The organism is Ruminococcus sp. RTP21359st1_H3_RTP21359_211015 (assembly GCF_040909065.1).
Classification (GTDB): domain Bacteria; phylum Bacillota; class Clostridia; order Oscillospirales; family Ruminococcaceae; genus Hominimerdicola; species Hominimerdicola aceti.
Map to the genome: position 1 here is coordinate 114,042 of NZ_JBDGDD010000003.1, position 15,845 is coordinate 129,886.

The 15,845-nt window shown below is 40.6% G+C and carries 11 protein-coding genes; all 11 read left to right on the forward strand.

The window, feature by feature from the left end; genetic code table 11:
• Nucleotides 1–9: 9 nt before the first annotated feature.
• The 11 genes from recN (at nucleotide 10) to AB5Z01_RS02205 (ending at nucleotide 15,828) form a co-directional block, all read left to right on the forward strand.
• Complete coding sequence (gene recN, locus AB5Z01_RS02155; RefSeq protein ID WP_267300379.1) at nucleotides 10–1,680, forward strand: DNA repair protein RecN; 1,671 nt, start codon at nucleotides 10–12, stop codon at nucleotides 1,678–1,680.
• 107 nt (nucleotides 1,681–1,787) lie between these two features.
• The gene (locus AB5Z01_RS02160; RefSeq protein WP_046439282.1) at nucleotides 1,788–2,459 is read left to right on the forward strand and encodes a vitamin B12 dependent-methionine synthase activation domain-containing protein; all 672 of its coding nucleotides are present in this window, start codon (nucleotides 1,788–1,790) and stop codon (nucleotides 2,457–2,459) included.
• Complete coding sequence (locus AB5Z01_RS02165) at nucleotides 2,449–4,815, forward strand: homocysteine S-methyltransferase family protein (protein ID WP_256320132.1); 2,367 nt, start codon at nucleotides 2,449–2,451, stop codon at nucleotides 4,813–4,815. The genes AB5Z01_RS02160 and AB5Z01_RS02165 overlap by 11 nt, the downstream gene beginning before the upstream one ends.
• A 60-nt stretch (nucleotides 4,816–4,875) precedes the next feature.
• Nucleotides 4,876–5,109 (forward strand): hypothetical protein, encoded by a 234-nt coding sequence (locus tag AB5Z01_RS02170; RefSeq protein WP_287215028.1) that lies wholly within the window; start codon nucleotides 4,876–4,878, stop codon nucleotides 5,107–5,109.
• A 99-nt stretch (nucleotides 5,110–5,208) separates the two neighbouring features.
• Nucleotides 5,209–8,565 (forward strand): PD-(D/E)XK nuclease family protein, encoded by a 3,357-nt coding sequence (locus tag AB5Z01_RS02175; protein ID WP_287215029.1) that lies wholly within the window; start codon nucleotides 5,209–5,211, stop codon nucleotides 8,563–8,565.
• Nucleotides 8,566–12,276 (forward strand): UvrD-helicase domain-containing protein, encoded by a 3,711-nt coding sequence (locus AB5Z01_RS02180; RefSeq protein WP_287215030.1) that lies wholly within the window; start codon nucleotides 8,566–8,568, stop codon nucleotides 12,274–12,276.
• Between the two features lie 210 nt (nucleotides 12,277–12,486).
• A complete protein-coding gene (infC, locus tag AB5Z01_RS02185) occupies nucleotides 12,487–13,041 on the forward strand; it encodes a translation initiation factor IF-3 (protein ID WP_022286866.1) in 555 nt (184 codons plus the stop codon).
• 22 nt (nucleotides 13,042–13,063) lie between these two features.
• The gene (rpmI, locus tag AB5Z01_RS02190; protein WP_022286867.1) at nucleotides 13,064–13,261 is read left to right on the forward strand and encodes a 50S ribosomal protein L35; all 198 of its coding nucleotides are present in this window, start codon (nucleotides 13,064–13,066) and stop codon (nucleotides 13,259–13,261) included.
• Between the two features lie 48 nt (nucleotides 13,262–13,309).
• Nucleotides 13,310–13,663, forward strand: coding sequence for a 50S ribosomal protein L20 (gene rplT / locus AB5Z01_RS02195; RefSeq protein ID WP_022286868.1), 354 nt, complete (start codon nucleotides 13,310–13,312; stop codon nucleotides 13,661–13,663).
• 202 nt (nucleotides 13,664–13,865) lie between these two features.
• Nucleotides 13,866–14,603: a TrmH family RNA methyltransferase gene (locus AB5Z01_RS02200; protein WP_368365304.1), complete on the forward strand. Its 738-nt coding sequence runs from the start codon at nucleotides 13,866–13,868 to the stop codon at nucleotides 14,601–14,603.
• The gene (locus AB5Z01_RS02205) at nucleotides 14,596–15,828 is read left to right on the forward strand and encodes a DNA-processing protein DprA (RefSeq protein ID WP_287215032.1); all 1,233 of its coding nucleotides are present in this window, start codon (nucleotides 14,596–14,598) and stop codon (nucleotides 15,826–15,828) included. Before AB5Z01_RS02200 ends, AB5Z01_RS02205 begins: the two co-directional genes overlap by 8 nt.
• The last annotated feature ends 17 nt before the right edge of the window (nucleotides 15,829–15,845 follow it).

Here is a 15,845-nt window from a genome sequence, read left to right on the forward strand (position 1 = left end):
TGATCTAAAATGTTAAGTGAACTTTATATTGAAAATCTTGCCGTGATTGAAAAGGCAACTATAGATTTTTCTGATAAGCTTAATGTTTTCACAGGCGAAACGGGAGCAGGTAAGTCCATACTTATAAATGGAATAAATGCTATCCTCGGTCAGCGTGTCACTAAGGATATTGTGAGAACAGGCACGGACAAGGCTGTTATTTCAGCGTTGTTTACTGACATTGGGGACAATGTTTTGCAGGTACTAGACGAGCTTGGCATAAGTGCAGAAGACGGACAGCTTTTTCTTACCCGTGAGATACGTTCAGATGGTGGAAGCGTTGCAAGAGTCAACTCGAGAGCGGTGAACGTTTCCGTACTTAAAGCTATCGGAGAAACGCTTGTAACTATCCATGGACAGCACGACAATCAGATACTCATGGCTCCTGAACGTCATATAGAGATACTTGACAGCTATGCCGAATCGGAAGCTCTTATAGAAGATTATCACAGCTCTTTCAGAGAGCTTCAAAGCATTGCAAAGAAGATAAACAAGATAAAAACTGAGCAAAGCAAAAAAGAGTTTCGCATGGCTGAGCTTGCTGATATTGTCGAGGAGATAAATACGCTCAACATTCATGAAGGCGAGGATAAAGAGATAGAAGCAGAGCTTAACATCTCTAAAAATGCCGTTGCAATCTCTGAGGCTCTTTATATGGCAAAACAACTTCTTTCGGGCGATGATGACACAGATGGTGCAGTGGAGATGACGCAGAGAGCTTCAAAATCGGTTGAGGGATATACTGATATAATGACTGAGATATCGCCTATATATGACAGACTTAGTTCTGCGGCTATTGAAATGGAGGATATTTCTGAGGAGATAGGCTCACTTCTTGACAGCCTCGATATCGACCCGAAACGTTATGATTACCTTAATCAGCGTTCTGATGAACTCAGGCGTATCATGAAGAAATACGGACCTGAGCTTGATGATGTACTGACTACTCTTGAAAATTCACAGAATGAGCTTGATGAACTGAGCGGAGCAGAGCAGAGCTTAGACGAGCTTAATAAAGAAAAGGAAAGACTTCTTGCGGAGGTATCAAAGAAAGCCAAAGCACTTTCAGACCATAGAAAAAAAGCAGGAGAGCGGTTTGTTTCTCAGGTAACAGAGGAGCTTGAATTTCTCAATATGCCAAAGGTCAAGCTGGTGGTTCAGCAGAAAACAGGCAAGCTTACCATAAATGGCATGGATAGCATAGAGTTTCTTATTTCTGCAAATCTGGGCGAAGAGCCAAAGCCTATTGCGAAGATCGCTTCAGGCGGTGAGCTTTCAAGAATAATGCTTGCACTGAAAAACGTAATTGCAGAAAAGGACAGTATCGGCACGCTGATATTTGACGAGATAGACACAGGAGTAAGCGGCAGAGCGGCTCAGAAGATAGGTATAAAGCTGAAACAGATATCTCGCCTTAGGCAAGTTCTTTGCGTGACCCACCTTGCTCAAATGGCTGTTATGGCGGATAATCATTTGCTTATTGAGAAAAATATACAGGGCGACAGGACAGTTACAACTGTTAGAACTCTCGACCATGAACAGAGAAAGTATGAGATAGCAAGGATAATGGGCGGTGAAAATATCACAGAGCTTATGCTTGAAAATGCTGAACAGTATCTTAAAGACGCTGACAATATGTAACACAAAGTCCCTGATGATTGCGGGGACTTTTTTGTGAACGTACATTTATTATTTATTGTTGTAAAATTCATAGTAATGTGGTATAATAACAATCGGTAGGTGATTATTTGAAACTTGAACATATAAACGTCAAAGAAGCCGTGAGATATATGGGAATGGGCAATAACAAGCCAGACGAACGCACGGCTTTGTTGATAGATGAATGTGAAAAAGAGCTTTTGAAGGTCATTGAGCCTAAATTTGTGTACAGAGTGTTTGATGTCGCTCATAAAGAGAACGGTGTTGAGGTCATCGGTACTCCGTTGTTTCTTGGCGGCAATGATATATGCAGACACCTTGAGGGGTGCAGTAAATGCGTGCTTTTTGCAGCGACTATTTCTTCGGGCGTTGATAGAAAGCTTCGTGCTTATGAAGCAGAGGATATGGCTAAAGCTATGATAGCGGATTGCCTTGCAAGTGCGGCTGTGGAGCAGGTATGCGATATAGTTGACAACACTGTGAAAGAAAAGCTCAGCGGATATAATCAGACATGGAGGTTTTCTCCTGGTTATGGCGATCTGCCTATCAGCGTGCAGAGAGTTTTTCTTGACGTACTCAATGCGCAGAAATTTATCGGGCTTAATGCAACTGAAAATAATATACTGACGCCGAGAAAGTCTGTTACGGCGATAATCGGATTGTCAGAAAATGAAATATCAAAGGGCAGACGTGGTTGTGCCTGCTGTAATATGAGGGAAGTCTGTCAATTCAGAAAAAGAGGAGATCATTGTGGATTTTAGAACATTACTTAAAACAAAAGAATTTGTCATACTTGACGGAGCAATGGGTACGATGCTTCAGGCAAAGGGACTTGAAATGGGTGGCACTCCTGAAGCCCTTAACATAGACAAGCCTGATTGGCTGGTGGACATACACCGCCAGTATATAAACGCAGGCTCAGACATTGTTTACGCCAACACTTTCGGTGCAAACAGACACAAGCTTGAAAAGTGCGGATATACTGTCCAGCAGGCTATCCCTGCGGCTGTAAAAAATGCTAGAAAAGCCTGTGAGGGTACTGATACCCTTGTTGCTCTTGATATCGGACCTATCGGACAGCTTTTAGAGCCAACAGGAACGCTCACTTTTGAAGAAGCTTACGATATCTATAAGGAGCAGATACTTGCAGGAGCTGACGCAGACCTTATCGTTTTTGAAACAATGACAGATCTCTATGAACTTAAAGCTGCTGTTCTTGCGGCAAAGGAAAACAGCGATCTTCCTATAGTCTGCACAATGACATTTGAGGAAAATATGCGTACATTTACGGGCGTTGCCATAAGCTCCATGGCTTTGACCTTGGAGGGCCTGGGCGTTGACGCAATCGGTGTGAACTGCTCATTAGGACCAAAGGAGCTTTATCCTGTTGTGGAGGAGCTTTGCAAGTGGACAAATCTCCCTGTTGTAGTAAAGCCTAATGCAGGACTTCCTGACCCTGTTACAAATGAATATAACTGTTCACCTGAAGATTTTGCAGAGTTTGCAGAAAAGCTTATCCCATTGGGAGTTAAGGTGCTTGGAGGTTGCTGCGGAACTAACCCTGAGTATATCAAAAAGCTTGCTGAAATGCTCAAAGGCAAGAAGCATGTCAGCGTGCATAATGATATTCCTGCCGCTTGCTGTTCACCGACACATACTGTAGTTATAGACCAGCCAAGAATAATCGGTGAGCGTATCAATCCTACTGGCAAGAAGCGTTTTAAAGAAGCGCTGCTTGCAAACGATATTGACTATATCCTTGGTCAGGCTATCGAGCAGATACACGCAGGTGCGGATATTCTTGATGTAAATGTTGGCCTGCCGGGAATCGACGAAAAGAGTATGATGGTCAAGGCTGTAAAGTCTTTGCAGGGCGTTGTCGATGTGCCTTTGCAGGTGGATTCAACTATACCTGAGGTGCTTGAAGCGGCTCTGAGGGCTTATAATGGCAAGCCTATCGTCAATTCTGTAAACGCTGAGGACAGCTCCATTGAAAATGTTCTTCCTCTTGTAAAGAAATATGGTGCGGCTGTGGTAGGTCTTACTCTTGATGAAAACGGCATACCAAAGAGTGCTGACAAGAGATTTGAGCTTGCTAAAAAGATACTTGACAAGGCGCTTGAATACGGCATTAGAAAAGAAGATGTGTATATAGATTGTCTTACTCTTACCGCTTCTGCGGAGCAGGAAAATGTTATGCAGACAGTAAATGCAGTGGAGCGAGTAAAGAACGAGCTTGGACTTAAAACAGTTCTTGGTGTATCGAATATCAGCTTTGGTCTGCCTAGCAGAGAGATAGTTAATCACAACTTTCTTATGATGGCACTCACAAAGGGTCTTGACCTGCCGATAATGAATCCTAATATTGATTCTATGACGGCAACTGTTCGTGCCTACAAGCTTCTGACAAACATTGATAAAAACTCTGTTGACTTTATTTCTCACTACGGTGGCGAGAAAAAAACTGCTCCTGCCGCAACAGGCGCAAAAGCTGAGATAGACTTGCCGTATGCTATCGAAAACGGTCTGAAGAAAGAAGCAGCTGACCTTACTGCAAAGCTTTTGCAGGAAACAGAAGCCATGAATATTGTCAACGATATGCTTATCCCGGCACTTGATAAGGCTGGTGCAGAATTTGAAAAGGGCAAGCTTTTTCTGCCGCAGCTTATCCAGACAGCAGGCACTGCACAGGCTTGCTTTGAGGTAATAAAAAATTACATTCTGTCAACGGGTGAAAAAAGCGTTTCTAAGGGCAAGATAATCCTTGCAACAGTAAAGGGCGATATCCACGATATCGGCAAGAACATTGTAAAGGTACTTCTTGAAAACTATGGTTATGACGTTATTGACCTTGGCAAGGACGTTGACTATCAGACAGTAGTTGATTGTGCAATAGAAAATGACGTACATCTTATCGGTCTTTCTGCGCTTATGACAACGACTCTTGTGAGCATGGAAAATACAGTTAAGCTTCTTCGTGAAAACAATGTTGACTGCAAGATAATAGTAGGCGGTGCGGTGGTAACGGCTGACTATGCAGAGCAGATAGGCGCTGACTATTATGCAAAAGACGCAAAAGAGTCGGTAGATATCGCAAGAAAATTTTTCGGAAACTGAATAAAATAACTATGACCTCCCATAATCTGAACAACAGATATTTATGGGAGGCCATTTTTAATGAAAAAGTTTGTTACAGCTATCATCATTTCATTTGTCGTTACAGTAAGCTCTGCAGGAATCAAAGCCGCTGCTTTTTCCTCATCAAACCTTGGGGCAGCATTCGTTTTGAGCAATGTTATGTCAGATGAAAAAAACGATAAAAATGGCAGTGGCATAACTGTCATAGACGGCAATAGGGAAGATATAAAGTTTACTTTTAAAATAGCCGAGATAATTAAAAGCCTTTTTTAGCTAAGTGTACATTTATTTGTACTTGTATCAAAAGTACGATTGACTTTTGAGCCTTGCCGTGTTATTATATAAATATCAATCATAACGGAGGCTCATTCAATGGTTACAGTTATAAGCGGTGGCTCTCACAGTGGACGTGACAAAGTTTTCATAGATAAGATCAAGTCTGCTGTAAAAAACGGCGAGCAGGTCATGGTCATAATACCAGATCAGTTTTCTTTTGAATATGATAAAAAACTGTATGAACACCTTGGTGCGGCAGATTTCAACGTCATACAGACTGCAGGCTTTAACCGTATCGCTGAGTTCACAGAGAAGCTTTATGGCGGTAGGGTAAAAGAAAATGCCGATGATAACGTCCGCACTATCCTTATGTATAAGGCCGTCAGACGTCTTAAGCAGACCAAAGATATCCGCTTTTATAAAAAGAGTCTTGAAAAGGGCAGTTTCTTAGCCGAACTTCACGAACTTGTGAGCCAGTTTCGTGAAAGCGGAATAACACCGCAGGATCTAGCTCTTGCTGCTGAGAAGCAGAGTGGCTCTCTTGCCATGAAACTTTTTGATATCTCAAGGCTTTATGATTTTTACATGGATGAGCTTGAAAAGGCAGGAATGCAGGATACACTGTCTGCAATGGCAAGAAGTGTGGATCAGGTGAAGGAAAACGGATATTTCCGTGGAATGACAGTTTTTGTTGACGCTTTCAACGATTTCTCTTTTGATGAACTTAAAATGCTTGACGCTTGTATCGCGCAGTGCAAGAGTATAACGTTCTCTCTATGTATCGACAATGAAAGCATTAGAAGATATGCAAATCACCCTTTTGCTGATACTCTTAAAACGTTGCAGCAGATAACAGATATTTCCGCTGATCATAATTACAAGGTCAACACGGTAGAGTGTCGTAACAGCTCATTTAGAGTCCCTGAACTTGAATATGTGAGCAAAGAGATTTACAACACATGCAAAAAGCCATACGTCGGAAAGTGCGAAAATGTTTCTGTTATATCAGCAACGGATATTTACGAAGAAAGTGAATTTGTCAGTGGAAAGATATGGGAACTTATCAGAGAAAAAGGATATAAATTCAGTGACATAGCTTTGCTTGCAAGAAACCTTAAAGATTGTGCTTCCGTTTTTGAGGGTACGTTTGACAGATATGAGATACCATATTTTTCAGACTGCAGTGACAGTGTTTCTTCATCATCTCTGGTGAGGTATATGAACTCGCTTTTCAAGTGCTTGCTTTCAAGAAAATATTCCACGGACAATATTTTGAAATACATAAAATCGCCGCTTTTTCCAATGCTGAATATCGAGATATCAAATCTGGAAGACTATTGCATACGCTGGAGCGTTGAGGGTGATATGTGGCTCAGTGATTTTACTGTTGCAGGTGATCTCAGCGAAAAACAGCTTGAAAAAATAAACTGCTCAAGACGAAAGATAATCGAGCCTTTTGAAGCATTTAAAAGCAAACTTGTTAAAGATGTTACAGCAGGGGAACTGTGCCGTGGGCTTTATGATCTTCTTGGCAGCATTGAGCTTTCTCAGCAGACCTTTTCTGTAGTAAAAAAGGCAGGAACTTCGGATAACGAAACTCAGCTTGAAATGGCAAGAGGATTGAAACAACTTTGGAACTCTGTTCTTTCGGCTATCAAATCCGTCTATGACTGCATGAATGACGAAGTTATCTCCCTCAGACAGTTTTATGAGCTTTTCAAGCTCATGCTTTCACAAATGAGTGTTTCACGTCCTCCGCAGAAACTTGACTGCGTAAGGATATGTGACCCGAGCCATTCAAGGCTTGAGGGCGTAAAGGCTGTCTTTCTTGTTGAGGTGAACGACGGCATATTTCCTGCGTCTTTAAGCTCTGCTGGACTTATCACAGAAAATGAAAAAATGATATTAGAGGGAAGCGATATTCATATCTCACACAGCGCAAGAAAATCTTTTCAGACAGAGAAGCTTGTGTGCTACAACGCTTTTACCCTTGCAGACGAAAAGCTCTATGTGCTTTATTCAGAATCTGACCTTGTAGGAGAAGCTCACCACCCCTCTGCACTTGTTTCCGAGCTTAACGGAATGTTCGGCAAAATCAATATCAAAGCTCAGGATATGGGGCTTGATTTTTACTGCACTTCTTTCAGGACAGCTTACTATAAATATATGGAACATTCCCGTGATAAAAACGCTACAACTTCTGCGATTAGGTCTGTGTTGGGGTTATCGCAGGAATATGCCGAGAAACTTATGCGAACAAAGAATCTTCATGAAAACGGTGACTATAAGCTTGAAGAAAAGACCGCAGAAAAGCTTTTCATGTCAGAACAGCCTGCAAAGGTCTCGCCTACTCAGCTTGATACATATTATAAATGCCCGTTCAATTATTTCTGCAAGTATGGTCTTGGTCTTAAAACTGTCAGAAAGGCAGATATCGACGGGCTTAACAGGGGACTTATCATTCATCAGCTTCTTGAAAAGATAATGCGTAAAGATGATGACGGCACAGGCTTTGACAAGGCTTTCCTTACTCTCTCAGATGATGAGATAAAAGAGTATATCCACAAAAACGTTACCGAATATATAAAGGAAAGCCTTGGTGGAATGTTCGGAAAATCTCCGTCATTTGTATTTTTACAGGAGCGTATGGAAAGCAATATCCTGCATATCATTCGCTTTATGCAGAATGAGCTTCTTCACTCAAAATTCAGACCTGCGCTTTTGGAATACAAAATAGACAAGTCCGAAGGAGAAGACAGACTTATCATAGACGTAAACGGCAGAGATAAGATAATCCTTACGGGAATTATCGACAGAGTTGACGTTTTCGAGGACGAGAACGGTGAAAAATATGTGAGGATAATCGACTATAAAACAGGCTCTATTGACCTTAAATATTCAATGCTTTACAATGGCCTTAATTTGCAGATGTTCGTGTATCTTACCGCTTTACTTGAAACCAAAAATCCAGTGAATATAGACGGTGGATTGAAGCAGGCTGGTATCGTATACTACACGCTAGGAAACAAGCCTAAAACATACGAGCAGACAGCCGACGCTGACGTAGAAGAAGCCGAGAGCAGATCACGGCTAAACGCTTTCAAGCCTATAGGAAAAGTCGTTGACATAAAGGCTGTCACTGAAGCTTTCAGTTCAGAAGAAAATTACGCCTATGCGCCTTTTAAATATTCTAAAACCAACGGCATTTCAGGCACTATTCCAGACGGCTTTTTTACAAAGCTCAGAGAATTTGCTATAGGCAAAGTGGCGCAGTTTGGTGAACAGCTTTGTCAGGGAAACATTCAGGCAAGACCTGTGGCGGAAGCCTGCAAGCACTGTGATTTTCACGATATCTGCGGCAGGATAAACCAAGATGACGTTACAGACGTGAAAGACAGCGTTTATGAAGAAAAACTTATGAAAGAACTAACTGACAGAAAGGAGAAAAAATAATTGGCTGATACAAAATGGACCAAAGAGCAGGAAAGAGCCATTAGTGACCGTGGCAAGGGCATTATAGTTTCAGCGGCGGCAGGAAGCGGAAAAACCACAGTGCTTATAGAACGAATGATACAACTCCTTTCTGATGAAAAAAATAAAATACCTGCCGACAGACTTCTTGCAGTAACATTCACAAAAGAAGCCGCTTCAAGCATGAAAGAAAAACTCAGCCGGGCTTTTGACGAACAGCTTCGCCGTGACCCTGAAAACAAGTGGTTGCTTAGTCAGCAAAATCTTATCCAGCTTGCGAGGATATCTACAATAAATTCTTTCTGTCTTGACCTTGTGAAAAGTAATCTACATGAATTTGATTTTCAGGGCGGACTTGATATACTTGATGACAGTGTGCAAAATCTTATTTTGCAGGAAGCTATCACGCAGGCTTATGAAAAGCTTTGTGAAGAAGATTATGAAAGCTATAAACTGCTGAAAAACGCTTTTGCGGATAAAACTCTCAATGAAATCACCGACAATCTTTATAAATTCATGCGTTCACTGCCGTTTCCTAAGCGTTGGATAGCAGAGGTACATAAAAACTTTACTGATGATAAGATTTTTGACAGCTTTATAAAAGATAATATATGTGTAGCTCAAACAAAGCTGAAAGAAGCATTTTCAATGTATGAGGTTTTTGAAGAATATGCCTGCCGTAAAGAGATAGAAGGCATACCTTTTATAAAACATATCAAAATGAATGAAACTGCCGACAGTGACAGAGAACTTCTTCATAGGTTAAGAAAGCTTCTTGAAAGCGGCGATATAGATACTATTGCTAAGTCAGATTGGAAATTCAGCACCATAAAAAGATTTCCCACAAACAAGGCTTTCAATGCATCACTTGACGATGATATTCGCATTAAGTTCAAGGACAATTATGCCTTCTGTGCATCATACAGAAACAAATATAAAGATATCGTAGCTAAAATTACCGATATGTTCAATAACACAAAACTAATCATGAAGGAAAATATGCTTGAATCTGACAGAATATTTACTGTTCTGTGCAGGGTATGCGAAGATATAGACAAGATCTCACAAGAAATGAAGCTTGAACGAAATGGCGTTACTTTTTCTGACGTTGAGATAATGGCGAGAGAATTGCTTGTAAAAGATACCGAGAATGGACCTGTTCGCACGGAGCTTTGCGAGGAAATTCGCAGAAACAGGCTATATGATCTTATTTTCATAGACGAGTTTCAGGACGTGAATAACCTTCAGGAGCTTGTTTTCCGTTCGCTTTCTGATTCTGATAACTTGGATATCATGGGCAAAAATGTTTTTGTGGTTGGCGATATAAAGCAGGCTATATATCGTTTCAGACTCTCAAATCCTGAACTTTTCAGCAAAACGAGAAATGACGCTTCCGCACCTGAAAACAGCGAACAGCTCGAGGCTATCTTGCTAAGCAAGAATTTCAGAAGTCGTGAGTCTGTGGTTGATTTTGTAAATTTTCTGTTCCACTATCTTATGACACAGCACACAGGTCAGGTGGATTATGATAGAAATGAAGAACTTCGATACGGTGAACTTTATGATGAAAATAACAAGCCTACAGAAATAATGCTCATACCTTTTGATAAGGACTACAAAAAGACAAATGGCTATTCTGTGGAGAACAAAGTAATAGCGCAAAAGATAAAGCACATGCTTGAAAACGGTGAAGAAGTCAAAGATCATGGCTCTCTAAGACCGTGCCGTGCAGGAGATTTTTGTATACTTGTTCAAAAGAATGATGAAATTACCCTTATGGCAAAAGCCCTTGAAGAAGTAGGTCTGAAAGCATATTCTGAGGATACAAACGGATACATGAAGTCAAGAGAGATAACACTTGTGCTGAATATGCTCAGGGTAATTGACAATCCTATGAACGATATTGCAATGACAGCTATCATGATGTCGCCTATCATGGGATTTACGCCTGATGAAATGGCGGCAGTAACAGAAAAGTCAAAGAAGCCTAACAGCAAACTGAAAGACCATATCTATCAGGTGGTAGCGGCGTCAGCTTCTGCTGAGGACAGCCACGAAAAGGAAGCTACTCATATAAGCTTTAATAATAAAACATTGCAGGATAAGTGCATAGAGCTTAATGAGCTTATTAATTCCCTGCGTTATCTTTCAATGAGCATGGGCCTTGAACGGCTCATAAGAAAAATATACGACATGACCGACCTTATGGGGATCGTTTCGCTGTATCTTGATTCTGATAAAAAGCGAGCAAACCTTCGTCTGCTTCTTGAATATGCTTCGTCCTATGAGCAAAATAGTCAGGAGGGTGTAACTGGTTTTCTAAGATATATCGACTCTGTGTCCTCAAATGAAAAAGCCTTTAAGCAGGCAATGACGGTAACAGAGGGCTCAGATTCCGTTTACATAAAGACCTACCATGCTTCAAAAGGTCTTGAATATCCATTTGTATTTTTATGTCAGCTTGACATACCGCTTATAAAGAAAGACAAAGGTTACTGTTCACATAACAAGCTGGGCTTTGCTTTCAGTTTTATGGATAACAGCAAACTTATGAGAAAAACTTCACTTTACTATGATAAGCTTTCAAAGGAATCAAAAGCAGAGGAAAAAAGTGAAAAACTCCGCCTGCTTTATGTTGGATGTACAAGAGCAAAAGAAAGACTTTTTGTAAGCTATGCACCGATTATTTACAGCAATACCACATATGAGAAGGTTATTGAACGTAAGGTGGGAATAGTTGACAGGATTAGAAACATATACTCAAAGCAGGGAGATTCTCTTGAAAATGTTGTGGCGGACGCTGAAACGATGCTTGATTGGATAACAATCACGCTTGCACTTCACTCCACGGGTGATCAACTCACATCTTGGCTTGGCACTGATAACATAGCTGTCAACGGTGACGGATACCCTGAGCCTGAGATAATATATAATGAATACGGCATTGAAAATACAGAGCAGACACAGGAAGAAGATACAACTATTAGCGAAATAGAAGCGTACAAAACAATGCTTAGAAATCTTCTTGACAAATTTGCATTTGAGTATGATTGGTCAGGAGTATCAACACCAGCAAAGCTTACTGTTACGGAGATAACTGCGGCTGAAAAAGAGAAGCAGACAGAGAAAACCGAACCTGAGTTTTATCCTAGTCTTCCACGGCTTGATGATGAGTTTGATAAACTATCAGCAGCGGAAAAGGGAACTTTTACCCACAAATTTATGGAGTTATCGGACTATGATAAGGCACATGAAAGCGTAAAAACAGAGCTTGAACGTCTTGTGAATCAGGGGTACTTCAGCCAGAAAGAAGCTGACGGAGTTTATGTTGAAGCACTTGAAGCATTCTTTAGATCTGATTTTTATGAGCGTGTGAAAAATTCCGATAATGTGATGCGTGAAAAGAAGTTTCTTGTTTCAATGAGCGATCTTGACTTAAGTGAAAATCTTCCTGAATATAATGGTAACAGCGGTATGCTTCAAGGTATCGCCGATTGTATCTTCCACGAGCCTGACGGATATGTTATCGTTGATTATAAAACTGACAGATTTAATGATTTGTCACAGCTCATGGGCTATAAACCACAGCTTGCACTGTATAAAGCATCGTTTGAAATGATACTCGGAGAGAAAATAAAAAGCTGTTATATTTATTCATTTTGGCTGCGAAAAGGGGTTGAAATCAAGCTCTGAATGTGATATAATGACATATAGAGAGCTTGATAATATTTTTTTGAAATAATTTGAGAAAAGGTATTGACAAGTGAGTAAAAGTGTAGTATAATATCATGGTAAACAAAGCAGAACAATGTCCGTTCTCACCTTAAGCGCAGTTCTCTGTAGTAAAAAGGTCAACATGAATTTGCATATCAATGTGATTTTATGCGGGTACGGATCAGTTCTGTGCCCGTTTTATTTTATTTTTGGAGGTGCTGCGTCATTAGCAACAGGGAACATCAGATCAACGAAGAGATCCGTGATAAAGAACTCAGGGTCATAGACGTTGACGGAAATCAGCTTGGTATTTTAAGTGCTGACGAGGCTCTTAAAATTGCATTTGAGAAAGATCTTGATCTTGTAAAGATCGCTCCTCAGGCAACTCCGCCTGTATGCCGTATCATGGATTATGGCAAGTTCTGTTTTGAACAGACAAAGCGTGCGAAGGAAGCAAAGAAAAATCAGAAAGTTATCGAGATCAAGGAAGTTAGAATGTCATCTACGATCGACACTCATGATTTTAATGTAAAGGTCAATCAGGCTGTTAAATTCCTTAACGGAGGAGATAAGATAAAAGTTTCTGTAAGGTTCAAGAAAAGAACTTTGGCTCATCCACAGTTCGGTGAAGAACTTCTTGCAAAATTCAAAGACGCTATCTCTGAAGCCGGCGTTGTTGACAAGCCATCAAAAATGGAGGGACGCAGTCTTGTTATGTTCGTTTCTCCGAAAGTAAACAAGTAAAATAATAAGGAGGATAAATACAATGCCAAAGATCAAAACACATTCTGGTGCTAAGAAGCGTTTCAGTGTTACCGGTAGCGGTAAGGTTAAGTTCCAGCACACAAACAAAAGACACAGACTTACTCAGAAGGATCACAAGCGTAAGAGAATCCTGCGTGGTGCAGCTTATGCAGATGATACCAACATCAAGAACGTAAAGGCTCTTATCCCTTACAAATAAACGAGTTGTAGGGAAAACAAATTTTAAAAATTTCAGGAGGTAATAACTATGGCTCGTGTAAAGGGAGCAATGATGACTCGTAAGAGAAGAAATAAGACTCTGAAGCTTGCTAAGGGATACTTTGGTGCCAAGAGCAAGCACTTCAAAATGGCTAAACAGGCTGTAATGAAGTCAGGTCAGTATGCATACATTGGAAGAAAGCAGAAGAAGAGAGATTTCAGAAAGCTTTGGATCACAAGAATTTCAGCAGCTGCTAAAATGAACGGTATGAATTATTCAACATTCATGAACGGCGTAAACAAGGCTGGTATCAATCTTAACAGAAAGATGCTCTCCGAAATAGCTATCAGCGATCCAGCTGGTTTCACAGCGATCGCAGAAAAGGCGAAGGCTGCTCTTTAATAGTCAAAAACACGCACGTTCTTGTAACCTGCGTGTTTTGTTGTATATTAAGGCAACACCATATATGACGCATTTGGCAACTAAATGATTAAATTTTCAGAATAAGAGGTGACGCAGTTTGCATATTAATAGTAAAGATAACCCTAGAGTGAAGCTTTTCAGAAAGATTCTGTCATCAAAAAAAGCTAGGGAAGAACATGGATTGTTTGCTGTTGAAGGTGCAAGAAACTGCGTTGACACCGCTTATGAAGCTGTGTGCGGAAGAATAAAAGTCCATTCTGTTTTCTATACTCAAACGGCCTTGACTAAGTATAAAAATACACTTAAAACCGATAGTCTTTTCTCGTGCACAAGACCTGAAGATGTTTTTGAAATATCTGATGAGCTTGCGAAAAAGATGACAGATGAGGGAAACTCTCAGGGCATTTATATGATCGTTTTTAAGGTCGATTTGCCTTTTGCGGCTGAGTATATTGACAAAAACGGGAAGTATCTCGTGCTTGATAATTTACAGGACCCAGGTAATTTGGGTACGCTTCTAAGAACTGCCGATGCCGTAGGCGTTAGTGGAGTAGTTATGACAGATAATTGCGTTGATCTGTATAACCCAAAGGTGGTTCGTTCCGCTATGGGAAGTACTACAAGACTTGATCTTTTTGTAGTGGATAATTTTCTGAACGTTGCAACGCTTTTTGATGAGCTTGGTATCGTTACAAATGCTGCAGTTGTCAGAAACGGTGAAAATATCACAGAATTTGATTTTGACAGACCGTGTGCTGTTGTAATAGGAAACGAGGGCAAAGGTTTGCCTAAAGAACATTCAGACATTTGTAAAAATCGTGTGACTATTTCTATGCACGGCAACATAGAATCACTTAATGCTGCTTGCGCAGGCACAATCATTTTGTGGGAAATGTTTCGAGGTGGCAGTCATGGATAAAGAAAGACTTTTATTGTGGATAAGAGCGGTTCTGATTTTCACTCCATCAAGCAAACGTATATGGGAAGTTTCTGCAAATTATGATGATATAGTTGAGTTCATGACTGCACTCGATGATCATATGGTCAGCGGACTTAATGATAAAGAGCTGCAGAGGATAGGAAAATATAGTCTTAAAGACGCAGAAATCATAAATAAACGCTGTGAAGAGCTTGGCATAAATATTTATTGTTACGAAAGTGAGGGCTATCCTGACAGACTTAAACGGATTGCAAATCCACCTGCTGTTCTGTATACTTATGGTAACCTTGACTTTTTAAACGATAAATGCGTTATTTCAGTAGTAGGCTCCCGTGAGCCGTCTGAATATTCTGTAAAGATAACGAAGCATATTTGCGCAGATCTTATAAGAAGAAACTGTCTGCTTGCTTCGGGGTTTGCAGGAGGTATAGATCAGATCGCTAACAGGGTAGCTATTGAAAATAATAGTAGACCTATAGCTGTGTGTGGCACAGCTCTTGATTGTGATTACCCTAAGGGAAGTAACGAGCTAAAAAAACAGATCGCTGAGAATGGAGTAGTAATATCAGAGTATTTTCCGGGTTATAAACCATTTGGAAATGCTTTTGTGAATCGCAATAGGATTCTTACAGGACTTTCAAATGCAGTGCTTTTTACTGAGTGTAGCAAGGAAAGTCATGGTCTTGATAATGTCAATCACGCCATATCTCAAGGAAAACAGGTATTTGTAGTACCGCCACATGATATCTATGACAGTCGATATTTCGGACAACGTGATCTCATAAGAAATGAGTGTCAACCTGTGTTCGGCGCAGAGGATATAGTGTATTCGCTTGGCAATGAGAGGTATCAATCTCTTAGACTTGTGGAAAGCCTGGGAGAGTTCACGCTTCCTGCTGAGGATTCTGCTATACTTAACAATGGCGAGCCTAAGACAGTGAAGCACAGAAAAAGCAAAAGAAAAGTGCCTGACAGCAAGACTGTTTCTGAAACAGAAGTGGTAAAGCCAACACCTGAGCCTGATCTGTCAGGGCTTGATGACACACAAAAGAGCATTTGCAAACTGTTAAAAAGCGGAAATATGCTTGTGGACGAGATATCCGCAAAGCTTGATATGGATATCTCTGATGTGCTTGCACAGCTAACGGAGCTTGAACTTTATGGTACTGTTAAGTCATATCCGGGCAAAATGTTTGGACTTTAATATATATTAAGAATGGA